A 24,678-nucleotide genomic window follows, 5' to 3' on the forward strand; every position below is an offset into this window, starting at 1 on the left:
AGTAACAGGGTTATTGCAGGGCGCGTGCCAGAACTGTGAAGTTGTGCCAAAAAATTTCTTCAAAAAGCGCAAAGCCCCGGAATACGGGGCTTTGGCGTTTTCAGCTTTTAATATTTTTTTAGCAAGGCATGTGTTTCAAGGAGTGAATAAGTGCGCGATGCCGGTTCGTGGTGCATTGAAGCGGTGCACAGTGCTGAAACCTTGTGGAGATCCAAATGTGGGAGCGGGCTTGCTCGCGAAGGCGGCGCGTCAGTCGATACGTATGTTGACTGAACCATCGCCTTCGCGAGCAAGCCCGCTCCCACACTGGATCTTCGGTGTACTTGAGGGATCAATCAGCCTTCATCGCCCTCATCATCATCCCCACCATCGACCTTCATCCCCAGCTCCTTGATCTTGCGAGTCAGGGTGTTGCGGCCCCAGCCCAGCAGCACGGCAGCGTCACGACGACGACCGGCGGTATGCTTGAGGGCGGTTTCGATCATGATCCGCTCGAACGCCGGCACAGCGCTGTCCAGCAGGTTCGACTGGCCACGTGCCAGAGCCTGGTCGGCCCACTGGCGCAGTGCCTGCTCCCAGTTGGTCACCGGTGCCGAATCCTGCGGCAGGCTCAGCAGCTCAGGCGGCAGGTCGCTGATATGCACTTCGCGACCCGAAGCCATCACCGTGATCCAGCGGCAGGTGTTCTCCAGCTGACGCACGTTGCCCGGCCATGGCAGGTTCTTCAGGTATTCCTCGGTCTCGCTTTTCAGCAGCTTCGGCTCGACGGCCAGCTCTTGGGCGGCGCGGCTGAGGAAGTGACGGGCCAGGGTCGGAATGTCTTCGCGGCGGTCCGACATCCGTGGGATGTGGATGCGGATCACGTTCAGGCGGTGGAACAGGTCTTCACGGAATTTCCCGGCATGCACCAGGGTTTCCAGGTTCTGGTGGGTCGCTGCGATGATGCGTACGTCGACCTTGACCGGCGTGTGCCCGCCTACGCGGTAAAACTCGCCGTCGGCCAGGACCCGCAGCAAGCGGGTCTGGGTGTCGGCCGGCATGTCGCCGATTTCATCGAGGAACAGTGTGCCGCCATCGGCCTGTTCAAAACGGCCACGACGCAGGTTGGCCGCGCCAGTGAACGCGCCTTTTTCGTGGCCGAACAGTTCCGATTCCATCAAGTCTTTCGGAATCGCCGCCATGTTCAATGCAATGAACGGCGACGCGGCCCGTGGGCTGTGACGGTGCAGGGCGTGAGCCACCAGTTCTTTACCGGTACCCGACTCGCCGTTGATTAGCACGGTGATGTTGGAGTGGCTCAAACGCCCGATGGCGCGAAACACTTCCTGCATCGCCGGCGCTTCGCCGATGATTTCCGGGGTACGGGTCAGTGCCGGCGGGGCTTCCTGGTTCTGCTGTTCCTGGGCGTGCTGGTTGGCGCGTTTTACCAGCGCGACCGCTTCGTCCACGTCGAACGGTTTTGGCAGGTATTCAAAGGCACCGCCCTGATAGGACGCGACAGCGCTGTCCAGGTCCGAGTGCGCGGTCATGATAATCACCGGCAAGCGCGGGTGCTGCTCGCGAATCCGCGCCAGCAGGTCCAGGCCACTGGCGCCGGGCATGCGGATGTCGGAGATGATCACGTCGGGCTGCTGGCGAGCCAGGCGGCTCATCACCCCGTCCGCGCTGTCGAAGCTCTGGGTGGTCATGCCTTCCTGTTGCAAGGCTTTCTCCAGGACCCAGCGGATAGAACGGTCGTCATCGACGATCCAGACAGTTTCACTACGGCTCATGTCGATGGGGCTCCTTGTTCCAGTGGCAGAAAGATCGAGAAGGTGGTGTGGCCGGGATGGCTCTCACATTCGATCAAACCCTGGTGCTGGCTGATGATGTTCTGGGTAATGGCCAGGCCGAGCCCGGTACCGTCCGGGCGGCCGCTGACCATTGGGAAAAAGATGGTTTCCTGCAGCTCGGCAGGGATGCCCGGGCCGTTGTCGATGATCTCGACCTTGGTCACCAGGCGATGGCGCACGTGGCCGATGGTGAACTGGCGCAAGGCGCGGGTGCGCAGGCTGATGCGGCCCAGGCGCAGTTCGTTCTGGCTGCTGATGGCCTGCATAGCGTTGCGCACGATATTGAGCACCGCCTGAATCATCTGCTCGCGGTCGATCAATACGTCGGGAATGCTCGGGTCGTAGTCGCGCACCAAGGTGATGCAGCCCTGGCTTTCGGCCTCTACCAGTTGGCAGACCCGCTCCAATACTTCGTGGACGTTGGTCATCGCCAGCGACGGCAGCTTGTTGGAGCCGAGCATGCGGTCCACCAGGTTACGCAGGCGGTCGGCTTCCTCGATGATGACGTTGGTGTAGTCCTTGAGGTTCTCGTCCGGCAGCTCGCGGGCCAGCAACTGTGCGGCGCCGCGAATCCCGCCCAGGGGGTTCTTGATCTCGTGGGCCAGGCCGCGCACCAGCATCTTGCTGGTTTCCTGCTTGGACAGTTGCGCCTCTTCCTTGGTGATGCGCAGCAGGCGATCCCGGGGATGCACCTCCAGCAGCAGCAGGGTCGCGCCGTGACTCAGGATCGGCGTTACCGCGTAATCGACGGTCAGGGTCTGGCCGGTGAGGGCGGTGAGCATCGCTTCGCGCTTGGTGAACGGGTGCGCCTGCTCCACGGCCTGGCGCAATGAGCTCAAGGCCTCGGCCGACTCAGTGAACAGCTCACTGATGAATTGCCCATGGCTGCGCTGTCCGCTGATGGCCAGCAGCATTTCCGCCGCCGGGTTCATGTACTCAAGGCGCAGTTCGTCATTGAGCAGAATGGTCGCGGTGGTCAGGTTGTCGAGTAGCAGGCGGTGCAGTGCGTCGCTGATGGTCATTAGGACCTCTTTTGGAGCAAGGCGCGGCCTTGAGGCATGCGCTGATACAAGGAAAATGCAAAAACCAAACCAAAGCTCCGAAAAGAAGCGTTAAAGCCCTGAAATGGGAGGTTAAGGCGCGAAACTGTGGCGTTCTGCCAGCTTGAGCGTGAAGTTTCGAACCAAAATGGGTTGCGTAAGTGGGAAGGGTGCAACGCATTGCACCAATATAGTGCGGTTTTGAAAGATCTGTTCAGGAAGCTGGTGGCAACGACTGATTGACTGAATGGGTCGGATCTAAATTGTGGAAGCGGGCTTGCTCGCGAAGGCGGCGTGTCAGTCATGCATATATCAACTGACACACCGCCTTCGCGAGCAAGCCCGCTTCCACATTTTGATGGGGTTCGCAATTTTAGATTTTATAGAGGCACAGCTCGGCGGTGGCGCGGATCATCGCCAATTGATGCAGCGGGTCATGTGCAGCCGCGTGATTGGCTTGGGCCAGCCATTGTGGACACTGCGGGTTGATGCGCTCCGGGGTGAAGTCCGCCAGCTGTTGCAGCAGGCGTTTTTGCAGCAGGTCCAGTTTAGGGCGAATCTGGCCGACCAGATCCGGGCGCGGATCATTGAGTGCCTTGCCTTGCAACTGCCAATCGGACAGGTGAGCGTACTGCACCAATTTGTTCGCTTCGATCTGGGCCGAGAAGAACTGTTCTGCCTGGGCCGGTGCCAGTTTGTAGCTCGGCGCCTGGGCGACGACGCTGGCGATTACGTCCTGCTCGCGCGCACGGTCCTCGACGGGCTTGTGGCTGTCCCATTTGCTCAGGGCCACCTGGTCGGCAATCGCCAGGCGTTCGGCGATGCTGTCGAGCAGTGGGGCGAGAGTGGGTGGTGCTGCGAATACATTGGCGCTGATGGCCAGCAAGATGAACCCAAGTTTGAATTTCAAGGCAGAACCCTCTTCTGTAGGCGCGAGCTTGCTCGCGAAGGTCGTTAACGATAACGCGTAAATATTGAAGAAATGCGGTGTCTTTGGATTTTTCGCGAGCAAGCCCGCTCCCACAGGGTTTTGCGGGCAAAAAAAAGACCTCCCGAAGGAGGCCCTTTTTCATCACGCTACGTTAAGCAGCGCTACCGGATCAGCAGCTGTAGTACAGCTCGTATTCCAGTGGGTGTACAAAGGTGCGGACCTTGATTTCTTCTTCGCTTTTCAGGGCGATGTAGGCATCGATAAAGTCGTCGCTGAACACGCCGCCTTTGGTCAGGAACGCACGGCCCTTGTCCAGCTCTTCCAGGGCTTCTTTCAGGCTGCCGCACACTTGTGGGATCTCTTTGGCCTCTTCAGGCGGCAGGTCGTACAAGTTTTTGTCGGCGGCGTCGCCTGGGTGGATCTTGTTCTGGATACCGTCCAGGCCGGCCATGACCAGCGCAGCGAAGGCCAGGTACGGGTTGGCTGCCGGATCCGGGAAACGGGCTTCGATACGGCGAGCGCGAGGGCTGGACACGTAAGGAATACGGATCGAAGCGGAACGGTTGCGAGCCGAGTAGGCCAGCATCACTGGCGCTTCGAAACCTGGGACCAGACGCTTGTAGGAGTTGGTCGACGGGTTGGTGAAGCCGTTCAGGGCCTTACCGTGCTTGATGATACCGCCGATGAAGTACAGGGCGGTGTCGGACAGGCCGGCATAACCTTCGCCAGCGAAGGTGTTCTTGCCTTCTTTGGCGATGGACAGGTGAACGTGCATACCCGAACCGTTATCGCCGTACAGAGGCTTAGGCATGAAGGTAGCGGTACGGCCGTAGGCATCAGCCACGTTGTGTACGCAGTACTTCAGGGTCTGTACTTCGTCAGCCTTGGCAACCAGGGTGTTGAACTTCACACCGATTTCGTTCTGGCCGGCAGTCGCCACTTCGTGGTGGTGAACTTCGATGACCAGGCCCATCTCTTCCATGGCGTTGCACATGGAGGTACGGATTTCGTGGTCGTGGTCGAACGGAGGAACCGGGAAGTAGCCGCCTTTGATACCTGGACGGTGGCCTTTGTTGCCGCCTTCCACGTCCTGGTCGGACATCCACGAACCTTGTTCGGAGAAGATTTTGAACATGGAGCCAGAGATGTCGGACTTGAACTTGACCGAATCAAAGATGAAGAATTCTGGTTCCGGACCTACGAATACGGTGTCACCGATACCGGTCGACTTCAGGTATTCCTCGGCGCGCTTGGCGATCGCACGTGGGTCACGGTCGTAGCCTTGCATGGTCGAAGGCTCGATCACGTCGCAGACGATGATCAGCGTTGGGTCTTCGGTGAACGGGTCGAGTACGGCAGTGCTGTCGTCCGGCATCAGGATCATGTCGGAAGCTTCGATGCCTTTCCAGCCAGCAATGGAGGAGCCGTCGAACATTTTGCCTTCTTCGAAGAAGGCGTCATCCAGCGCGTCGCGAGCCGGCATGGTCACGTGGTGCTGAGTGCCTTTGGTGTCCGTGAAGCGCAGATCAATCCATTTGACGTCATGATCTTTGATGAGTTGAACCGACTTCGACATAGTGTCCTCCGGGTGGCTTCGGGCTGGGGTAGTGGAGTAGCCCTTAGAATGTGGGTGATGCCGGCGCGAATACTCGACCAAGGCAACCTGCCTCACAAGAGAGCAAATTGCATGCCAGTGCCCCGACATGGGTTTTTTGCCACAAAAACGCCCCTATAAAGGTGCAATCCGCTGAAGCGGAAGAAAATGCGCACCGCAATGTAGCGCGAATTTTCGTTTATGACCCGTTTTGGTGCGCGAAAGGTTCGGTGCATATTAACTGGTTAAACCTTGAGCGATTTCCGCTATAATCCGCGCCCCCCTTTTTCGGCTGGGCCTGCGCGCGCTGTTTTCATGAAATTAATCGTTAAAGTCTTCCCCGAGATCACCATCAAGAGCCGACCGGTACGGATGCGTTTCATCCGTCAATTGGCCAAGAACATCCGTGCCGTGCTCCGCGATCTGGACCCGGCTGTGGTGGTGAACGGTGTGTGGGACAATCTCGAGCTGGAAACCCGCCTCACAGACCCCAAGGCCTTGAAGGACATGACCGAGCGCCTGAGCTGCGTGCCGGGCATCGCGCATTTCCTGCAGGTCGACGAGTACCCGCTGGGTGACTTCGACGACATCACCGAAAAGTGCAAACAGCACTACGGCGATGTGCTGGCGGGCAAGGTTTTTTCGGTGCGTTGCAAACGCGCCGGCAAGCACCCGTTCAGCTCCATGGATGTCGAGAAATACGTGGGCAGCAAGCTGCGTCGCGAGTGCGGCGCCGCCGGAATTTCCCTGAAAGCGCCGCAAATTGAAGTGCGGATGGAAATTCGCGACCAACGGTTGTTCGTGATCCACAGCCAGCACGACAGCATCGGCGGCTACCCGCTGGGCGCCCTGGAACAGACCCTGGTCTTGATGTCCGGCGGTTTCGATTCCACCGTGGCGGCCTACCAGATCATGCGCCGCGGGCTGATGAGCCACTTCTGCTTCTTTAACCTGGGCGGGCGTGCACACGAATTGGGCGTGATGGAAGTCGCGCATTACATCTGGAAGAAGTACGGCAGCTCGCAACGGGTGCTGTTTGTCAGCGTTCCGTTCGAGGAAGTCCTGGGAGAAATTCTCGGGAAAGTCGATAACAGTCATATGGGCGTAGTATTGAAGCGTATGATGTTGCGCGCTGCGTCCCGAATCGCGGATCGGCTGGAAATCGACGCACTGGTCACCGGTGAAGCGATTTCCCAGGTGTCCAGCCAGACCCTGCCGAACCTGTCGTTGATCGACTCTGTGACCGAGAAGCTGGTATTGCGCCCGCTGATCGCCAGTCACAAGCAAGACATCATCGACCTGGCGACCCAGATCGGCACGGCGGATTTCGCCAAGCACATGCCGGAATATTGCGGGGTCATCTCGGTGAACCCCAAGACCCACGCCAAACGCAACCGCGTGGAGTACGAAGAACAACAGTTCGACATGGCCGTTCTTGAGCGTGCGCTTGAGAACGCCAAACTGGTGCCGATCGATCGGGTTATCGACGAATTGGGCCAGGATTTGCAGATCGAAGAAGTCAGCGAGGCTCTGGCCGGTCAGATCATCATCGACATCCGTCACCCGGATGCCGCTGAAGACGAGCCGCTGGAAATTGCTGGCATCGACGTACAAACGCTGCCGTTCTATGCACTGAATGCGCGTTTCAAGGAACTGGATGACAGCCGTCAGTACCTGTTGTATTGCGACAAAGGCGTGATGAGTCGCCTGCATGCCCACCATTTGCTCAGTGAGGGGCATGCCAATGTGCGCGTTTATCGACCGAGCTAAGAGCCCGGGGCTGTTTGCCTGTGGCCTGCGTCACCGGCCCCCCGACTCTGCCGTCAAGCTGTAACGGCAAGGCCTGACTCTACTGTTAATCGCTGCCACGACCTGTCAGCACACCGAATCCTCTGATCGAGATACACAAGTGATCGAAAATCTACGCAACATCGCCATCATTGCTCACGTTGACCATGGTAAGACCACCCTGGTAGACAAACTCTTGCGTCAATCCGGCACCCTGGAGCGCAACGAGCTCAACGACGAGCGCGTGATGGACTCCAACGACCAGGAGAAAGAGCGCGGTATTACCATTCTGGCGAAAAACACCGCCATCAACTGGAACGGCTACCACATCAACATCGTGGACACCCCGGGCCACGCCGACTTCGGCGGCGAAGTTGAACGCGTAATGTCGATGGTTGACTCCGTTCTGCTGCTGGTTGACGCTCAAGACGGCCCTATGCCGCAAACCCGTTTCGTGACCAAGAAGGCTTTCGAAGCCGGCCTGCGTCCAATCGTGGTCATCAACAAGGTTGACCGTCCAGGCGCACGTCCGGACTGGGTTCTGGACCAGATCTTCGACCTGTTCGACAACCTGGGTGCTACCGAAGAACAGCTGGACTTCAAAGTCGTCTACGCCTCGGCCCTGAACGGCATTGCCGGTCTGGAACACACCGACATGGCTGAAGACATGACCCCGCTGTACCAGTCGATCGTCGACAACGTACCTGCGCCGAAAGTCGACCGCGATGGTCCGTTCCAGATGCAAATCTCCGCACTGGACTACAACAGCTTCCTGGGTGTTATCGGCGTTGGCCGTATCGCTCGTGGTCGCATCAAGCCGAACACTCCGGTTGTCGCTATCGACGCCGACGGCAAGAAGCGCAACGGTCGTATCCTGAAGCTGATGGGTCACCACGGCCTGCACCGCATCGACGTTGAAGAAGCAGCTGCCGGCGACATCGTCTGCATCAGCGGCTTCGACCAGCTGTTCATCTCCGACACTCTGTGCGACCCACTGAACGTCGAAGCGATGAAGCCGCTGACCGTTGACGAACCAACCGTTTCCATGACCTTCCAGGTAAACGACTCGCCTTTCTGCGGTAAAGAAGGCAAGTTCGTGACTTCCCGGAACATCAAGGAGCGTCTGGACAAAGAGCTGCTGTACAACGTTGCTCTGCGCGTTGAAGAAGGCGACTCGGCTGACAAGTTCAAAGTCTCCGGCCGTGGTGAGCTGCACCTCTCGGTACTGATCGAAACCATGCGTCGCGAAGGCTTCGAAATGGGTGTTGGTCGTCCGGAAGTGATCATCCGTATGGTTGACGGCGTGAAGCACGAACCGTACGAAAACGTGACCATCGACCTGCCGGAAGAATCCCAAGGTTCGATCATGGAACAGATCGGTATCCGTAAAGGCGACCTGACCAACATGGTTCCGGATGGCAAGGGCCGTGTGCGCCTTGAGTACAACATCCCGGCTCGTGGCTTGATCGGTTTCCGTAACGAGTTCCTGACCCTGACCTCCGGTGCAGGCATCCTGACCTCGATCTTCGACCGTTACGACGTGATGAAGTCCGGCGACATGTCCGGCCGTCAGAACGGCGTGCTGGTTTCCGTTGCTACCGGTAAGGCTCTGACTTACTCGCTGGAAACCCTGCAAGCTCGCGGCAAACTGTTCCTGGGTCACGGTGAAGACGTGTACGAAGGTCAAATCGTCGGCATCAACAGCCGCGACAACGACCTGGGCGTTAACCCAACCAAAGGCAAGAAGCTCGACAACATGCGTGCCTCGGGTAAAGACGAAACCATCGCTCTGGTTCCGCCTATCCGCTTCACCCTGGAGCAGGCTCTGGAATTCGTTCAAGAAGACGAATTGTGCGAAGTCACTCCTAAGTCCATCCGTCTTCGTAAGAAGATCCTGGGCGAAAGCGAGCGTACCCGCGCTGCGAAAAAAGCTGGTAACTAAGTCTCTTAGTTAGCTGCAAAAAAAACGCCCCCGACCGCAAGGTCGGGGGCGTTTTTGTTTGTCTGGGGATTGTGTGGTGACCGTGCCGGCCTCTTCGCGAGCAAGCCCGCTCCCACAGTTGGAATGCATTTCAAATGTGGGAGCGGGCTTGCTCGCGAAAGCGGTCGTTCAAGCAATAAAGAATTCGGATCAGAACTTTTCGAGCGTACGCAACTTGGTCTCGCGCACCACTTCCTTCGGCTTGTACGCGCAATACCCCGGCCGTGGTCCGATTTTCGGGTGATTGCGGCACGTATCCGGGCGCTTGTCATAAATAGTGCAGAAGCGGCTCTTACGATCCAGGTACAGGCAATCGTTGTTGCTCATGCGCTGCAGGGTGAAGATCTCGGATTTGGCATTGAAGCGCTCGACGATACCTTCCTTCTGCAGGCGCTTGGCGATGTTCTTCGGCGGGTCGCCACGCTCGAATTCATCGACGATGCCGATGCGGATCAGGTCCTTGATCTTCACCTCAACCGGCAGGGTGCAGCAGCTCGACACACAGCCGCCACACATATGGCTTGAGTATTTCTGCCAGGTCTCGAGACGGTCGAGTTCCGCGGCGGCGATCAGTTGAGGCTTCATCAGGTTTCCAAGAGGGGTGTTATCCGGCGCGGGATCATACCGGAACTGGTGGTTTTTTGAACAATATCTTCCAGGTTTCAGCTCGAAGGCTGTGACGGGCCACAAACGGGCACGGCCCCTGCATCTAAATCATGCAAAGGTGAATGAGTTAAAAAACTGCCGAACCAGAGCGTCTACCGTCTGTCAGACCGTCTAGGCTCTAGCAACTCCTTCTATCTCGCCCGAGGTCGCATCGATGTCTCAGGAACCGCTTGTACGAGAAGCAGAGGTAGCCGCATTTCGCGATGCCGTCTTGACCAAACTTACCTACGCGGTGGGCAAGGACCCCGATCACGCCTTCGACCACGACTGGTTCGAAGCCATCGCGCTGGCTGCCCGCGACCATATGGTCGACCACTGGATGGACCACACGCGACACATCTACCGCAAGGGACAGAAGCGGGTCTATTACCTCTCGCTGGAATTCCTGATCGGCCGTCTGCTCTACGACAGCCTGAGCAACCTCGGCTTGCTGGACGTGGCCCGTGAGGCCATGAGCGAGCTGGGCGTGGACATGGAGCGTATTCGCCTGCTGGAGCCCGACGCGGCCCTGGGCAACGGTGGCCTTGGTCGCCTGGCGGCGTGCTTTATGGAAAGCATGTCGACCCTGGGCATTGCCGGCCACGGCTATGGCATTCGTTATGAGCACGGCTTGTTCCGCCAGGCGATTGTCGATGGCTGGCAGCAGGAACAAACCGAACGTTGGCTGGATTTCGGCAACCCTTGGGAGTTCGAGCGCGCCGAAGTGATCTACCCGATCGGGTTTGGCGGTGGTGTGGAAACCGTGCTGGACGCGTCCGGCAAGTCGATTCAGGTGTGGTCGCCGAATGAAACCGTACGCGCGGTAGCGTATGACACCCCGGTGGTCGGCTGGCGCGGCGCAAGCGTCAACACCTTGCGCCTGTGGCGTGCCCGTGCGGTGGAAGACCTGCACCTGGAACGCTTCAACGCCGGTGACCACTTGGGCGCCGTCGCCGAAGTGGCCCGGGCCGAAAGCATCTCCCGAGTGCTTTACCCAGCCGACAGCACCGAAGCAGGGCAGGAACTGCGCCTGCGCCAGGAATACTTCTTCGTTTCCGCCTCGTTGCAGGACTTGCTGCGTCGCCACAAAAACATGCACGGCTCGGTGCTGAGCCTGGGCGAACACGCGGCCATCCAGCTCAACGACACGCACCCGTCGATTGCGGTGGCCGAGTTGATGCGCCAGTTGGTGGACCTGCACGACATCCCGTGGGATGCCGCCTGGGACGTGACCGTCGAAACCTTGTCTTACACCAACCACACGTTGCTCCCTGAGGCGCTGGAGACCTGGCCGGTCGGCTTGATGGAACGCATGCTGCCGCGGCACATGCAGATCATCTACCTGATCAACGCCCAGCACATCGACTCGCTGCGAGCCAAAGGCATTCACGACTTCGACGTACTGCGCGCAGTGTCTTTGATCGAAGAAGACAACGGCCGCCGCGTACGCATGGGCAACCTGGCGTTCCTCGGCTCCCACAGCGTCAACGGCGTGTCGGGCCTGCACACCCAACTGATGCGCAGCACGGTGTTCTCCGAACTGCACAAGCTCTACCCGGACCGCATCAATAACAAAACCAACGGCATCACGTTCCGCCGCTGGTTGTTCCAGGCGAACCCAAAACTCACTGCGATGCTGGTGGAAGCGCTGGGCCCGGACATTCTCGACAACACCGAAACCCGTCTGGTTGAGCTGGAAACCTTCGCCGAGAAGCAAGCGTTCCGCAAAGCCTTCGCCGAGCAGCGTCTGCATAGCAAAAGGGCGCTGGCCGACATCATCCACGAACGCCTGGGGGTTTCGGTCAACCCGGCGGCGATGTTCGACGTGCAGGTCAAGCGGATCCACGAGTACAAGCGCCAGCTGTTGAACCTGCTGCACACCGTCGCGCTGTATCAGGCGATCCGTGCCGAGCCGGGCACCGATTGGGTGCCGCGGGTGAAGATCTTCGCCGGCAAGGCAGCGGCCAGCTATCACCAGGCCAAGCTGATCATCAAGCTGACCAACGACATCGCTCGTACCGTCAACAACGACCCCACCGTGCGTGGGTTGCTCAAGGTAGTGTTCCTGCCCAACTACAACGTCAGCCTGGCGGAAAGCATCATTCCGGCGGCTGACCTGTCGGAGCAGATTTCCACTGCCGGCTTTGAGGCGTCGGGCACCAGCAACATGAAGTTCGGCCTCAACGGTGCGCTGACCATCGGCACCATGGACGGCGCCAACGTCGAGATGCACGAACGTGTCGGCGCGGATCACATGTTTATCTTCGGCCTCAGTGCCGAGCAGGTGGAGGCGCGCAAACATGCCGGTGAGTTCAATGCCGGGCCAGACGTGGCCGCGTCTCATCGCTTGAACGACGTGCTGCAAGCGATTCGCGGCGGGGTGTTCTCGCCGGATGATCCGGGCCGTTATGCCGGGTTGGTGGATTCGCTGATCGACTACGACCGCTTCCTGGTCTGTGCCGACTTCGATTCCTACTGGGAAGCCCAGGCGCGGGTCGAGGCCCATTGGCACGATTCCAAGGAATGGTGGCGCTCGGCGGTGCTCAACACCGCGCGCATGGGCTGGTTCTCGTCGGACCGGACCATCCGGGAATATGCGACGGAGATCTGGAAAGCGTTGGATTAGACACCGCAATAAAAAATGTGGGAGCGGCGGTGCGACGATTCGACTTGCTCGCGAAGGCGGTGGACCAGTCGACAAATTTGTGACTGATCCACCGCCTTCGCGAGCAAGCCCGCTCCCACATGGGGTCCGTGTCGATATACTGAGCATCGCCTTTGCCCGCTTCGGGCTGCTTAGGGATATCGACCATGCAATGGATTTTCATGCTGATTGGCCTGGTGCTCGGCTGGACGCTCGATGAGTCGTTCAGTGATGCGGGCATCGGAGCGCTGCTCGGGTTGGGCATTGGCCAGGCGATTCGCCTGTCGATGCTCGCCTCGCGTACGGAGGAGCAAGGCCGTCAGCTGGAGTCTGCCAGGAGCGCTCTTAAAGCAGTCGAGCAGCGCCTGGCCTTGCTGGAAACACCGGGTGCCGTTGAAACCCCCGAACCTGTCTTTGTCGAAGAACCGCTGCCGGTAGCGGCGCCGCCCGAGCTCGTCTGGGAGTTACCCGCTGAACTGGAACCGGCCTACGCAACCGTGGCGGCCGAGCCCAGCCAGCCATTGCCGGCTGACGTCTGGAGGGCTGAGCCGAGCGAAAAAATCCCTGAACAACCTGCTACGCCTGCGGCACCTCGCGGCCCCAACGTGATCGAACGCGCCATCAGTGGCGCACGCAACTGGCTGTTCGGCGGCAACACCGTGCTGCGGGTCGGCGTGGTGCTGTTGTTCCTCGGCCTGGCGTTCCTGCTGCGTTATGCCACTGAAGGCATGGTGGTACCGATCGAGCTGCGTTACGCGGGCGTTGCCGGCTGTGCACTGGCCTTGCTGGGTTTGGGGTGGTGGCTGCGGCTGCGCAACAGCAATTACGGGTTGATGCTGCAAGGCACCGGCATCGCCGTGTTGTACCTGACGGTGTTCGCCGCGATGCGCCTGCATCCGTTGCTTGATCCCGGTGCGGCCTTGGGCTTGCTGGTGGCTGTCACGGTGTTCTCGGCGATCCTGGCGATTACCCAGGACGCCCTCGGCCTGGCCTGCGCCGCCGCCCTCGGCGGTTTTGCCGCGCCTATCCTTACGTCTACCGGCGCCGGTAATCATGTGGCGCTGTTCAGCTACTTCGCCCTGCTTAACGCGGGCATTCTCGCCATCGCCTGGTTCAAGGCCTGGCGCCTGCTGAACCTGATCGGCTTTGTTGGCACCTTCGGTATCGGCTTCGCCTGGGGCATGCGCTCTTATACGCCGGAGTTGCTGTGGAGCACCGAGCCGTTCCTGATTGTGTTTTTCCTGATGTACCTGGGCATTGGCCTGTTGTTCGCCCGGCGCAAGCTGCTGGAGATGCGCGACGCACCGGAGGATGACAGCCGTGGCGCATTGCTGCGCTGGTCGGCGGCCAAGGGCGACTATGTCGACGGCAGCATGCTGTTCGGTCCGCCGTTGGTGGGTTTCGGGCTGCAGTTTGCGCTGGTGCAGCACCTGGAGTTTGCCGCCGCGTTCAGCGCGCTGGCCCTGGGCATTATCTACATGGGCCTGGCCCGTTTGCTGAGCGGCGGTCGCGCCTTGCTGCTGGCGGAAACCTGCCTGGCGCTGGGTGTGATCTTCGCCAGCCTGGCGATTCCCCTGGGCCTCGACGCACGTTGGACGGCGGCGGCCTGGGCCGTGGAAGGCGCCGGGATCTTCTGGCTCGGCCTGCGCCAGCAACGGCCGTTGGCACGGGCGTTTGGCTTGCTGTTGCAAGTCGGCTCGGCGCTGGCGTTCCTCAGCGAATTGCGGGTGGGTGAGACCAGTCTGTTGGATGGCGCGCCGCTCGGTGCTTTGTTGCTGGGCGCGGCATTGCTGTTCAGTTTCTTCCAGTTGCGCAAAGCCCCGACTGAGCAGGCGGCACTGTGGGAGCGTCGTGGCTTGCCGGTGTTGGCCAGCGTCGGCCTGGGCTTCTTGTACCTGCTTGCGCCGCTGTTGCTGTCGACCCAAGGCACCGCTATCAGCTGGGCGATAGCGGGGCTTGCGACCTTGCTGGTCGGTCTGCGGATCGGCTCGCGCACGTTCCTCTTCACCGCGTTTGCCGTGCAGTTGCTGGGTGGGGCGCTGTTCCTGCTGCGGTTGCGGACGGGCGCCGATTCCGGCGCGGTGTTCAGTGCGGGTTGGAGCGGGCTGCTCACGGCTTCGCTGATTGGCCTGGCGTTGATCGGCGGCATGTTGCTGGCCGCGCGGGACACCATGGTGCGCAGCGATGTTCGGTTGTTGCGTGGCCTGTCGGTGGTGCTGTTGGCCGGGCTGGTGCTGATCAACCTCGCGGTGCTGTTCGTGCTGCCATGGGAGACCGCCAGCGGCGTGTGGGCGGCCAGCGGCTTGTTGATCATCTGGCTGAGCCTCTATCTGCAACAGCGCGTCAGTTTTGTCTTTGGGTTGTTGCTGCAAATCATCGGTGGCGCGTCGTTCCTGATCGCGGTGCCGGACCTGCTCGGGCCGCTGACCAGCGAAGGCTTGCGTCCTTTGGGTCATAGCGGCTTCTGGACGCCAATGGTGCTCGGGCTGGCAGCGCTGGTCGGGGCCTGGCGCTTGCAGCGTCGACCTCACGCACCGGTGTTCGAAGCGTTGAGCTTGCAGCGGCTGTCCGACGTGCTGTTGGTATGGGGCGCGGGTTGGTGGACGTTGGCATTGGTCAGTGAAGTGCTGCGTTTTGCACCATCAACGCTGCAAGGCACCTGGCTGTTGGCAGTCGCGGCCGTGAGTGTAGCGATTTGGGCGGTGCTGGCTTTGCGGCTGCAATGGGCGTCGCTGGGCGTGTTGTGCACGCTGTTGATGCCGGCGGTGGGCGTGGTGTTGCTGGGCGCGTGGGGCTCGCGTTATCACCCGGCGGCGAACTTCGCCTGGCTGGCGTGGGCGGCGGTGTTTGCGGTGCACTTCGTGTCGCTGCGGAGCCTGGCTTCGGTCATTCCGGAGAAAGCCCTGAGCGCCGCGCATGTGCTTGGTTGCTGGCTGCTGATCGGCGTGCTGGCGCTGGAGCTGCGCTACGGCCTGTTGCTGCTGTCCGAGGAATACAACGCCTGGCGCTGGCTGGGCTGGGCGATCCTGCCGAGCCTGTACCTGGTGCTGGCCGCTGCGCCGCGCAGTTGGCCGTGGCCGGTGTCGGCGTACCCGCGCGAGTACCGGTTGTATGCCGCGCTGCCGCTGGCCGTGCTGATGCTCGGCTGGTTCTGGCTGGCGAATATCTTCAGCGACGGCACCGCCGAGCCGCTGCCGTACGTGCCGCTGCTTAACCCGCTGGATCTGGGATTGTTGTTCGCGCTGCTGGGTGTCTATCTGTGGTCCAGCAGTGCCGCCCCGCAACGCGGGCCGCGCGCCGAGCTGATCGCCCAGGCGGTTGCCGGGGTTTCATTGTTCGCCTTCTTCACCGCCCTGGTGATGCGTACGGCTCATCATTGGGGCGGCGTGCCGTTCCATCTGGATGCGTTGCTGGAGTCGATGCTGGTGCAGGCCGGGCTGTCGATCGTGTGGACCCTGATTGCCCTGAGCCTGATGATCGGTGGCCATCTGCGTCACCGGCGTGAGGTGTGGTTGATCGGTGCGGCGTTGATTGCCGTGGTGGTCGCCAAATTGTTCTTCGTCGAATTGAGCAACCGTGGCGGGCTGGCGCGGATCGTATCGTTTATCGGTGTGGGCGGGCTGTTGCTGGTGGTGGGTTATTTCGCTCCGCTGCCGCCCAAGCGTCCCGAGCCGGTGGTTGAAACTGAAGGAGTGGCTTCTTGATGGGCAAGTTGAGTGTGGCGCTGTTGGGGTTGTGCACAACGTTGTCGGCCTGGGCCCAGGAAACGCCCGCCGATTTCACCACGCGGGTACCGCTGACGGTCAGTGGTGAAGGCCCATGGTACCGCCTGGAGCTGCCGCTGGCGGTGCAATTGAGCGCCCGTCAGGCCGACCTGAGCGATGTGCGGGTGTTCAACGCCGCTGGCGAGCCACAGGCCTATGCGCTGGCGCGGCAGTCGGCGCAAAGCACCGAAAGCCGCAGCCTGTCCAACGTGAAGTGGTTCCCGCTGTACGCCGCGGCCGACTCCGCTGAAGCCGTGCCCAGTGTGCGTGTGCAATCCACTTCCACCGGCACGTTGGTGCAAGTGCAGCCGCCTGGCCAATTGGAGGCGGGCGAAGAGGTCCTGCGCGGCTGGCTGCTCGACGCCAGTGGGATCAAGGCGCCGTTGCAGCAACTGGTTCTCGACTGGACCAGTGAGCGCGACGGCTTCCAGCGTTTCAGCATCGAAGCCAGCGACGATTTGCAGCACTGGCGTGCCTGGGGCGAAGGGCAGGTGGCGCGACTGTCGTTTGCCGATGAGCGGGTCGAGCAGCACGAAGTGAGTTTGCCGGGGCAGTCGGCGCGGTACCTGCGCCTGCTCTGGAAAGGCCAGGCCGCACCGACACTGACGTCGGCGCAGTTGGAGAGTGTCAGCGCCCATAGCCTGCCGTTGCCGCTGGTGTGGTCGCAGCCGTTGGCGGGCAGCCGTCTCAAGGCCGGGGAATACAGCTGGCAGTTGCCCAGCGCACTGAACGTCGAACGTCTGCGTATCGACCTGAGTCAACCCAACAGCCTCGCACCGGTCACTCTGTCGGGCCGCCGAGAGAGCAACCAGGCCTGGCAGCCCTTGAGCAGCGGCTTGCTCTACCGGCTGACGCAAAATGGCCAGGACGTTTTACAGAATGAATTACAGCTGTCAGGCCAGGCTGTTGCCCAGCTCAAGCTCGAGGTGGACGAGCGCGGCGGTGGCCTGGGTGTTGAGGCGCCGACCTTGAGCTTTGCGGTGCGGGCCACGCAGTTGGTGTTCCTGGCGCGGGGCGAGCCACCGTTCACGTTGGCGTTGGGTAATTCGTCGGTGAAGGGCGCGAACTTGCCGCTGTCGACGTTGATCCCGGATTACAGCGTCGAACGCCTCGCCGCGCTTGGGCAGGCCAAAGTGGCGGGCGAGGCGGTGGTGACTTCGCCTGCGGTTGCGACCCCTGTCGATGCCGGGCCGAACTGGAAAAAGCTCGGTCTTTGGGCCGTGCTGCTGCTCGGTGTGGCGGCACTTGGAGCCATGGCCTACAGTTTGCTGCGCAAGCCGCCGGTGGCACGTTAAATAAAGTCCATGAACTCTATTGGGTTTAAATCCTCTGATAGGAGGAAATACGCCCCGACTCGCGTTAAACTGCGCGGGTTTTTAGCCCCCAATTTCCGGAGCCTTCCATGTCCCGCGTTACCCTGAGTCGCTATTTGATCGAGCAGACCCGCAGCAACAACACGCCTGCCGATCTGCGCTTCCTTATCGAAGTGGTGGCGCGTGCTTGCAAGGAAATCAGCCACGCCGTCTCCAAAGGCGCGCTGGGTGGTGTCCTGGGCAGCATGGGCACTGAAAACGTACAAGGCGAAGTGCAGAAGAAGCTCGACGTGATTTCCAACGAAATCCTGCTCGAAGCCAACGAATGGGGCGGTCACCTGGCCGGCATGGCGTCCGAAGAAATGGACAACGCCTACCAGATCCCGGGCAAATACCCGAAAGGCGCGTATCTGCTGGTATTCGACCCATTGGACGGTTCGTCGAACATCGACATCAACGCGCCGGTCGGCACCATCTTCTCGGTACTGCGTTGCCCGAACGAATACCTGAGCCAGAACGAAGCCCTGAACGAAAAGGCCTTCCTGCAGCCAGGCACCGAGCAGGTCGCTGCCGGTTACGCGATCTACGGCCCGCAGACCATGCTGGTACTGACCCTGGGGGACGGCGTCAAAGGCTTCACCCTGGACCGTGAAATGGGCAGCTTCGTGCTCACCCACGAAGACATCACCATTCCTGCGTCCACCCAGGAATTTGCAATCAACATGTCCAACCAGCGCCACTGGGAAGAGCCGGTTACCCGCTATGTGGGTGAGTTGATGGCCGGCGAGGAAGGCCCGTTGAAGAAGAACTTCAACATGCGCTGGGTGGCTGCGATGGTTGCCGACGTGCACCGCATCCTGACCCGTGGTGGCCTGTTCATGTACCCACGTGACAGCCGCGAGCCTTCCAAGCCGGGCAAGCTGCGCCTGATGTACGAAGCCAACCCGATGTCGTTCCTGGTTGAACAGGCGGGCGGTGCGTCCACCGACGGCCACCAGCGCATCCTCGACATCCAGCCGGAAGGCCTGCACCAGCGTGTGGCGGTGTTCCTGGGTTCGAAGGAAGAAGTTGAGCGTGTGACCGGTTACCACAAGGCATAAGCCTGGTGACCTGTAGGAGCGAGCATGCTCGCGAAGAGCGTTAACGATGACACGGGCTGCCTGGTTGCCCGCGTCGCCTGAACATTTTTCGCGAGCAAGCTCGCTCCTACAGTGATTTGATTCGCTTGACTGAGCCCCGAAACGTTTCAGCGTTTTCGGGGCTTTTTTGTTTTCGCTCGTCGGGAACCAGACACCCCTTTTCCCTTCTAAGCTTCTGGCAGACCCCCAAGCTGCTTCGTCTCTCCAGGAGTTATTCCATGTCGTTACGCCGTCTCGCCCTGTTGTCGTTTTGCGTGCTTCTGGCCGCTTGCAGCAAGGTCACCCAAGAAAATTACGCAAAACTGTCGGCCGGCATGCCCAAGGCCGAAGTGGAGTCGTTGCTGGGTAAGCCGACTGATTGCTCTGGCGCGCTGGGTATGTCCAGTTGCACCTGGGGCGATAAAAACAGCTTTATCAGCGTGCAATACGCCGGTGACAAAGTACTGATTTTTTCCGGGCAAGGCCTGAAGTAAACCGGGGCGAAAGCCTGCGGGAGAAAAACAACATGATGCGTTTCGTTCTATACCTCTGCGCCAGCCTGTTTTTGGCGGGCTGCGCCAGCCATTCTGGCGATGATCTGCAACCCAAGACTGTCGGCAGCGTCAACCTCAAGCGTTACCAGGGCACCTGGTATGAGTTGGCCCGTTTGCCGATGTACTTCCAGCGCAATTGCGCACAGTCCGAAGCCCGCTACACGCTGCTGCCCGACGGCAATATGTCGGTATTCAACCGCTGCCTGACGCCTGAGTGGAAATGGCAAGAAGCCAAGGGCACGGCCACGCCGCAGGTCGCCGGCAGGACCGACAAACTGTGGGTGGAATTCAATAACTGGTTCACCTCGCTGTTGCCGGGCGTGGCCAAGGGCGATTACTGGGTGCTGTACGTCAGCGATGACTACAAGACCGCCATTGTCGGCAGCCCTAGCCGGCGCTACATGTGGTTATTGTCGCGCACGCCGACAGTCAGCGCCGACACCCGCGAAGACCTGCTGAGCAGGGCGCGGCAACAGGGGTATGACACCACGCGCTTGATCTGGCGTACGTCGGACAAGCAAATGGCGAAGACTTCGCAGTAACGGAAGAACGCCATCGTTCCAATGTGGGAGCTGGCTTGCCTGCGATAGCGGTGTTGGATTCACCATCGCTATCGCAGGCAAGCCAGCTCCCACATTTTGTTATGTGTCGTCTGTTAGCCCAGCAAATCCCGCAGAACCTGGGTAAACGCCCGGCTGCTGTCTTCTTCGGCGGCGTGATGCCCGTCGCGAATCACCCACTGGCCGTTCACCAGCACATCGCGCACCTGGCGATCACCCCCGGCAAACAGCCAGCGATTGAGAATCCCGTCTTCGTTTGCCGTCGCCAGGTATGGATCGTTGCCATCCAGCACCAGCCAGTCCGCACGCTTGCCGACTTCCAGGCGCCCAATCGGCTGCCCCAGCGCTTCGGCGCCGCCGTCCAGCGCGGCATCGAACAGCGTGCGGCCGACCATCGGTTGATCGCTGCGATACAGCCGGTTGCGCCGCTGGTCCCGCAGCCGCTGCCCATATTCCAGCCAGCGCAATTCTTCCACCACGCTCAGCGATACATGGCTGTCGGAACCAATCCCCATGCGCCCGCCCTGGGCCAGGAAGTCCACCGCCGGGAAAATTCCGTCCCCCAGGTTGGCTTCAGTGGTCAGGCACAGCCCGGCAATCGCCCGGCTCTTGGCCATCAACGTCACTTCTTCCGGGTTGGCGTGGGTGGCGTGCACCAGGCACCAGCGCTGATCCACTTCAACATGGTCATACAGCCATTGCAGCGGACGCTGGCCGCTCCAGGCCAGGCAGTCGTCGACTTCCTTTTGCTGCTCGGCGATATGGATATGCACCGGGCACGTCTTGTCGCTGGCGGCCAGCACGTCGCTGATCTGTTGGGGTGTTACCGCGCGCAGCGAGTGGAAGCACAGGCCCAGCTGTTGCGCCGGTTGCGCAGCCAGAATCGGTTGCAGGCGTGATTGCAGGTTCAGGTAATGCTCGGTGCTGTTGATAAAGCGCCGCTGGCCTTCATTGGGCGCCTGGCCGCCAAAACCGGAATGGCTGTAGAGCACCGGCAACAAGGTCAGGCCGATACCGCTGCCGGCGGCGGCCTGGCTGATTTGTCGCGACAGCTCGGCGGGGTCTGCATAAGGCTGGCCGCTGACGTCGTGGTGCACGTAGTGAAATTCGGCCACCGAGGTATAGCCGGCCTTGAGCATTTCGATATACAGCTGGCGCGCGATGATCTGCAGTTGGTCGGGGCTGATCTTGCCAACCATCCGGTACATCAAGTCGCGCCAGGTCCAGAAGCTGTCATTCGGGTTGCCGGCGACTTCCGCCAGCCCGGCCATCGCCCGCTGGAACGCGTGGGAATGCAGGTTCGGCATGCCCGCCAGCACCGGGCCCCTCAGCCGTTCGGCACCGTCTGCACTGGCGTTAGGCTCAACCTGGGTCAGCAGGCCATCGGCGCTGACTTCAAGACGTACATCGTTGGCCCATCCATTAGGCAGCAGCGCGCGTTCGGCAAAGAAAGCGGACATGATTCAGGCACCCCGGTCGTGTGTTTATTTGTATATACATATACAGACGTTTGCCTGCTCGGTAAACTCCGGCAAGCTATGCTTCTTTTTCACCTACAAGGATTTCCCGTGCCGACTCCGCCTGCCAAGTCTCCACTGGCTGCCCACATGGACGAAAGTCCGGCGCCCTTGTATGCCCGCGTCAAACAGATGATCAGCCAGCAGATTCTCAACGGCAATTGGCCGCCGCATTATCGCGTGCCGTCGGAAAGCGAACTGGTCAACCAGCTGGGCTTCAGCCGCATGACCATCAACCGTGCGCTGCGCGAGTTGACCGCCGAAGGCCTGCTGGTGCGCATGCAAGGTGTGGGCACCTTTGTCGCCGAGCCCAAGAGTCAATCGGCGCTGTTTGAAGTGCACAACATTGCCGATGAGATCGCCTCTCGCGGTCATCGTCATACGTGCAAAGTCATCACCCTCGGTGAAGAAGCCGCCGGTTCCGAGCGCGCCGTCGCCCTGGAAATGCGCGAAGGCGGGCGGGTGTTCCACTCGTTGATCGTGCACTACGAAAACGACATCCCGGTGCAAATCGAAGACCGCTTCGTCAACGCCCTGGTCGCACCGGAATACCTGCAGCAGGATTTCACCCAGCAAACGCCCTATGCCTACCTCAACCAGGTGGCACCGCTGACCGAAGGCGAGCACGTGGTGGAGGCGATCCTGGCCGACGCCGATGAATGCACGTTGCTGCAAATTGAAACCAGCGAGCCATGCCTGTTGATTCGCCGCCGCACCTGGTCTGGCCGCCAGCCGGTCACGGCTGCGCGTTTGATCCACCCCGGTTCCCGTCATAGCCTGGAAGGACGTTTCAGTAAATGAGTTCGATGAAAGTCTGGCGCGCCGCCGATTACATCCGCATGCCGTGGAAAAACGGCGGCGGCAGCACTGAAGAAATCACCCGTGACGCGGGCGAGGGCCTGGACGGTTTCGGCTGGCGCCTGTCGATTGCCGATATCGCCGAGTCGGGCGGGTTTTCCACCTTTGCCGGGTACCAGCGGATCATCACCGTGCTGCAAGGCTCGGGCATGGTGCTGACGGTGGACGGCGAGGAACAACTCGGGTTGTTACCGCTGCAGCCATTCCCGTTCAAGGGTGACAGCCAGGTGGCCTGCCGATTGATCGGTGGGCCGATCCGCGATTTCAACCTCATCTATTCGCCGCAACGCTATCAAGCGCGGTTGCAATGGATGGACGGCACGCAGCGTTTCTTCAGTGCAGCGCACACCGTGCTGGTGTTCAGCGTGGCCGATGAAGTGAAGGTGCTCGGCGAGCGGCTGAACCGTCACGACTGCCTGCAACTGGACGGTAACACCGGCCTGCTGGACGTCAGCGTGATTGGCCGTTGCTGCGTTATCGAATTGACTGCAGCCGCTTGAACAGGTGGGGGTTTCTTCCCCCACATTTTGTTTCCCTCTTCCCGCACCAACTTGTTACCGAACGCCCCAGCATGGCGCAAAGCCCTGCCTCGATGACAAGTCTCCCGCACTGTAAAAATCCCTTGTAAGAAAATTCATTATGCTGCGAAGCCTTGTTTTCCAAGGCTTCCACCCTCGTCCCGAAAAAATCTACAAACCTTGCGCGCAAAGTTGGCCGCTTGATTGCATATGCTTGTATGTACAAGTAAAGATGTGTGCGTAAGAGTCCATGAACATCCTCTTCGCACCAATCATGTTCGCGCATTGATCGTTGAGGAATTTTTTGTGACCAAGCCTACCAAGTACCGTGACGTTGAAATCCGCGCTGCCCGTGGCAACAAGCTCACCGCCAAAAGCTGGCTGACTGAAGCGCCGCTGCGCATGCTGATGAACAACCTCGACCCACAGGTGGCCGAGAACCCGAGAGAGCTGGTGGTGTACGGCGGTATCGGCCGTGCCGCGCGCAACTGGGAATGCTACGACCAGATCGTCGAAAGCCTGACCAACCTCAACGACGATGAAACCCTGCTGGTGCAATCCGGCAAACCCGTCGGTGTATTCAAGACCCACAGCAACGCCCCGCGCGTACTGATCGCCAACTCCAACCTGGTGCCGCACTGGGCCAGTTGGGAACACTTCAACGAACTCGACGCCAAGGGCCTGGCCATGTACGGCCAGATGACCGCCGGCAGCTGGATCTACATCGGCAGCCAGGGCATCGTGCAGGGCACCTACGAAACCTTCGTCGAAGCCGGCCGCCAACATTACAACGATGACCTCAAGGGCCGCTGGGTACTGACCGCCGGCCTCGGCGGCATGGGCGGCGCCCAGCCGCTGGCCGCCACCCTGGCCGGCGCCTGCTCGCTGAACATCGAATGCCAGCAGGTCAGCATCGATTTCCGCCTGAGCAGCCGCTACGTCGACGAGCAAGCCACCGACCTCGACGACGCCCTGGCGCGCATCGAGAAATACACCAAGGAAGGTCGCGCGATCTCCATCGCCCTGCTGGGCAACGCGGCGGAAATCCTGCCGGAACTGGTCAAGCGCGGCGTGCGCCCGGACATGGTCACTGACCAGACCAGCGCCCACGACCCGCTCAACGGTTACCTGCCCGCCGGCTGGACCTGGGACGAATACCGCGCCCGCGCCAAGACCGAACCGGCCGAGGTGATCAAGGCCGCCAAGCAATCCATGGCGGTACACGTTCAGGCGATGCTGGACTTCCAGAAAATGGGCGTGCCGACCTTCGACTACGGCAACAACATCCGCCAGATGGCCCAGGAAGAAGGCGTGAAAAACGCTTTCGACTTCCCGGGTTTCGTACCGGCCTACATTCGCCCGCTGTTCTGCCGCGGCATCGGCCCGTTCCGCTGGGCGGCACTGTCTGGCGACCCGCAAGACATCTACAAGACCGACGCCAAAGTCAAAGAGCTGATCCCGGACGACGCCCACCTGCACAACTGGCTGGACATGGCCCGCGAGCGCATCAGCTTCCAGGGCTTGCCGGCACGTATCTGCTGGGTTGGCCTGGGTCAGCGCGCCAAGCTCGGCCTGGCATTCAACGAAATGGTGCGCAGCGGCGAGCTGTCGGCGCCGATCGTGATTGGCCGCGACCACCTGGACTCCGGCTCGGTGGCCAGCCCTAACCGTGAAACCGAATCGATGCAGGACGGTTCCGACGCCGTGTCCGACTGGCCACTGCTCAACGCCTTGCTCAACACCGCCAGCGGCGCGACCTGGGTTTCGCTGCACCACGGCGGCGGCGTCGGCATGGGCTTCTCCCAGCACTCCGGCATGGTGATCGTCTGCGACGGTACCGACGAAGCGGCCGAGCGCATCGCCCGCGTGCTGCACAACGACCCGGCCACCGGTGTCATGCGTCATGCCGATGCGGGTTATCAGATCGCCATCGACTGCGCCAAAGAGCAGGGCCTCAATCTCCCGATGATCAAATAAATACTGGCTCGGTCCTGTGGGAGCCGGGCTTGCCCGCGATGCAG

Annotated in this window: 17 protein-coding genes; 11 read left to right on the forward strand and 6 right to left on the reverse strand. The window is 60.6% G+C overall.

The window, feature by feature from the left end; translation table 11 throughout:
- Window positions 1-335 precede the first annotated feature (335 nt).
- From ntrC to glnA, 4 genes are all read right to left on the reverse strand, one after another.
- Window positions 336-1,772 carry a nitrogen regulation protein NR(I) gene (gene ntrC, locus ACUN0G_RS00745; protein WP_003218003.1) on the reverse strand — a complete coding sequence of 479 codons (1,437 nt, stop codon included), beginning with the start codon at window positions 1,770-1,772 and terminating at the stop codon, window positions 336-338.
- Window positions 1,769-2,854, reverse strand: a complete 1,086-nt coding sequence (gene glnL, locus ACUN0G_RS00750; RefSeq protein WP_003218001.1) for a nitrogen regulation protein NR(II) — start codon at window positions 2,852-2,854, stop codon at window positions 1,769-1,771. Before glnL ends, ntrC begins: the two co-directional genes overlap by 4 nt.
- 391 nt (window positions 2,855-3,245) lie before the next feature.
- The gene (locus ACUN0G_RS00755; protein ID WP_445572497.1) at window positions 3,246-3,782 is read right to left on the reverse strand and encodes a chorismate mutase; all 537 of its coding nucleotides are present in this window, start codon (window positions 3,780-3,782) and stop codon (window positions 3,246-3,248) included.
- Window positions 3,783-3,972: 190 nt separating this feature from the next.
- Window positions 3,973-5,379 (reverse strand): glutamate--ammonia ligase, encoded by a 1,407-nt coding sequence (glnA, locus tag ACUN0G_RS00760; RefSeq protein ID WP_003217999.1) that lies wholly within the window; start codon window positions 5,377-5,379, stop codon window positions 3,973-3,975.
- Between the two features lie 333 nt (window positions 5,380-5,712).
- Here glnA and thiI point away from each other — a divergent pair, with 333 nt between their 5' ends.
- Together thiI and typA are read left to right on the forward strand one after the other, a co-directional pair.
- Window positions 5,713-7,167 carry a tRNA uracil 4-sulfurtransferase ThiI gene (gene thiI / locus ACUN0G_RS00765; protein ID WP_063033503.1) on the forward strand — a complete coding sequence of 485 codons (1,455 nt, stop codon included), beginning with the start codon at window positions 5,713-5,715 and terminating at the stop codon, window positions 7,165-7,167.
- Between the two features lie 139 nt (window positions 7,168-7,306).
- Window positions 7,307-9,127, forward strand: coding sequence for a translational GTPase TypA (typA, locus tag ACUN0G_RS00770; protein ID WP_063033502.1), 1,821 nt, complete (start codon window positions 7,307-7,309; stop codon window positions 9,125-9,127).
- A gap of 189 nt (window positions 9,128-9,316) precedes the next feature.
- On the opposite strand, the gene ACUN0G_RS00775 is transcribed toward typA, so the two are convergent.
- On the reverse strand, window positions 9,317-9,751 hold the full coding sequence (locus ACUN0G_RS00775) for a YkgJ family cysteine cluster protein (protein ID WP_258343265.1): 435 nt from the start codon (window positions 9,749-9,751) through the stop codon (window positions 9,317-9,319).
- A 235-nt stretch (window positions 9,752-9,986) separates the two neighbouring features.
- Here ACUN0G_RS00775 and ACUN0G_RS00780 point away from each other — a divergent pair, with 235 nt between their 5' ends.
- The 6 genes from ACUN0G_RS00780 to ACUN0G_RS00805 all read left to right on the forward strand — a co-directional run bounded on the left by ACUN0G_RS00780 (window position 9,987) and on the right by ACUN0G_RS00805 (window position 19,746).
- The gene (locus ACUN0G_RS00780) at window positions 9,987-12,437 is read left to right on the forward strand and encodes a glycogen/starch/alpha-glucan phosphorylase (protein ID WP_258343266.1); all 2,451 of its coding nucleotides are present in this window, start codon (window positions 9,987-9,989) and stop codon (window positions 12,435-12,437) included.
- A 185-nt stretch (window positions 12,438-12,622) separates the two neighbouring features.
- The gene (locus tag ACUN0G_RS00785) at window positions 12,623-16,159 is read left to right on the forward strand and encodes a DUF2339 domain-containing protein (RefSeq protein WP_445572498.1); all 3,537 of its coding nucleotides are present in this window, start codon (window positions 12,623-12,625) and stop codon (window positions 16,157-16,159) included.
- The gene (locus ACUN0G_RS00790) at window positions 16,159-17,514 is read left to right on the forward strand and encodes a DUF3999 domain-containing protein (RefSeq protein ID WP_445572499.1); all 1,356 of its coding nucleotides are present in this window, start codon (window positions 16,159-16,161) and stop codon (window positions 17,512-17,514) included. The genes ACUN0G_RS00785 and ACUN0G_RS00790 overlap by 1 nt, the downstream gene beginning before the upstream one ends.
- Before the next feature lie 107 nt (window positions 17,515-17,621).
- Window positions 17,622-18,632 carry a class 1 fructose-bisphosphatase gene (locus tag ACUN0G_RS00795; RefSeq protein ID WP_003217989.1) on the forward strand — a complete coding sequence of 337 codons (1,011 nt, stop codon included), beginning with the start codon at window positions 17,622-17,624 and terminating at the stop codon, window positions 18,630-18,632.
- Window positions 18,633-18,889: 257 nt separating this feature from the next.
- Window positions 18,890-19,144, forward strand: a complete 255-nt coding sequence (locus tag ACUN0G_RS00800; RefSeq protein ID WP_003217986.1) for a hypothetical protein — start codon at window positions 18,890-18,892, stop codon at window positions 19,142-19,144.
- 32 nt (window positions 19,145-19,176) lie between these two features.
- Window positions 19,177-19,746 (forward strand): lipocalin family protein, encoded by a 570-nt coding sequence (locus ACUN0G_RS00805; RefSeq protein ID WP_017478186.1) that lies wholly within the window; start codon window positions 19,177-19,179, stop codon window positions 19,744-19,746.
- A gap of 113 nt (window positions 19,747-19,859) precedes the next feature.
- Here ACUN0G_RS00805 and ACUN0G_RS00810 read toward each other — a convergent pair whose 3' ends face one another.
- Window positions 19,860-21,224, reverse strand: coding sequence for a formimidoylglutamate deiminase (locus ACUN0G_RS00810; RefSeq protein WP_445572500.1), 1,365 nt, complete (start codon window positions 21,222-21,224; stop codon window positions 19,860-19,862).
- 78 nt (window positions 21,225-21,302) lie between these two features.
- Between ACUN0G_RS00810 and hutC the strand changes: the two genes are divergently transcribed.
- The 3 genes from hutC to hutU all read left to right on the forward strand — a co-directional run bounded on the left by hutC (window position 21,303) and on the right by hutU (window position 24,634).
- Window positions 21,303-22,082 (forward strand): histidine utilization repressor, encoded by a 780-nt coding sequence (gene hutC / locus ACUN0G_RS00815; RefSeq protein ID WP_177025851.1) that lies wholly within the window; start codon window positions 21,303-21,305, stop codon window positions 22,080-22,082.
- Entirely contained in the window at window positions 22,079-22,639 is a 561-nt protein-coding gene (locus tag ACUN0G_RS00820) for a HutD/Ves family protein (RefSeq protein WP_063033495.1), read from the forward strand. The genes hutC and ACUN0G_RS00820 overlap by 4 nt, the downstream gene beginning before the upstream one ends.
- Window positions 22,640-22,963: 324 nt before the next feature.
- The gene (gene hutU / locus ACUN0G_RS00825) at window positions 22,964-24,634 is read left to right on the forward strand and encodes a urocanate hydratase (RefSeq protein ID WP_445572501.1); all 1,671 of its coding nucleotides are present in this window, start codon (window positions 22,964-22,966) and stop codon (window positions 24,632-24,634) included.
- The last annotated feature ends 44 nt before the right edge of the window (window positions 24,635-24,678 follow it).

Source organism: Pseudomonas sp. 32A (assembly GCF_052682255.1).

What these genes read in the sequence shown, in the direction of transcription:
- ACUN0G_RS00785 (WP_445572498.1), top strand. Translation starts at nt 12,623, where the DNA reads ATGCAATGGATTTTCATGCTGATTGGCCTGGTGCTCGGCTGGACGCTC.
- glnA (WP_003217999.1), bottom strand. Translation starts at nt 5,379, where the DNA reads ATGTCGAAGTCGGTTCAACTCATCAAAGATCATGACGTCAAATGGATT.
- ACUN0G_RS00775 (WP_258343265.1), bottom strand. Translation starts at nt 9,751, where the DNA reads ATGAAGCCTCAACTGATCGCCGCCGCGGAACTCGACCGTCTCGAGACC.
- ACUN0G_RS00780 (WP_258343266.1), top strand. Translation starts at nt 9,987, where the DNA reads ATGTCTCAGGAACCGCTTGTACGAGAAGCAGAGGTAGCCGCATTTCGC.
- ACUN0G_RS00820 (WP_063033495.1), top strand. Translation starts at nt 22,079, where the DNA reads ATGAGTTCGATGAAAGTCTGGCGCGCCGCCGATTACATCCGCATGCCG.
- ACUN0G_RS00800 (WP_003217986.1), top strand. Translation starts at nt 18,890, where the DNA reads ATGTCGTTACGCCGTCTCGCCCTGTTGTCGTTTTGCGTGCTTCTGGCC.
- glnL (WP_003218001.1), bottom strand. Translation starts at nt 2,854, where the DNA reads ATGACCATCAGCGACGCACTGCACCGCCTGCTACTCGACAACCTGACC.
- ACUN0G_RS00805 (WP_017478186.1), top strand. Translation starts at nt 19,177, where the DNA reads ATGATGCGTTTCGTTCTATACCTCTGCGCCAGCCTGTTTTTGGCGGGC.
- hutC (WP_177025851.1), top strand. Translation starts at nt 21,303, where the DNA reads ATGCTTCTTTTTCACCTACAAGGATTTCCCGTGCCGACTCCGCCTGCC.
- ACUN0G_RS00795 (WP_003217989.1), top strand. Translation starts at nt 17,622, where the DNA reads ATGTCCCGCGTTACCCTGAGTCGCTATTTGATCGAGCAGACCCGCAGC.
- thiI (WP_063033503.1), top strand. Translation starts at nt 5,713, where the DNA reads ATGAAATTAATCGTTAAAGTCTTCCCCGAGATCACCATCAAGAGCCGA.
- ACUN0G_RS00810 (WP_445572500.1), bottom strand. Translation starts at nt 21,224, where the DNA reads ATGTCCGCTTTCTTTGCCGAACGCGCGCTGCTGCCTAATGGATGGGCC.
- ntrC (WP_003218003.1), bottom strand. Translation starts at nt 1,772, where the DNA reads ATGAGCCGTAGTGAAACTGTCTGGATCGTCGATGACGACCGTTCTATC.
- ACUN0G_RS00790 (WP_445572499.1), top strand. Translation starts at nt 16,159, where the DNA reads ATGGGCAAGTTGAGTGTGGCGCTGTTGGGGTTGTGCACAACGTTGTCG.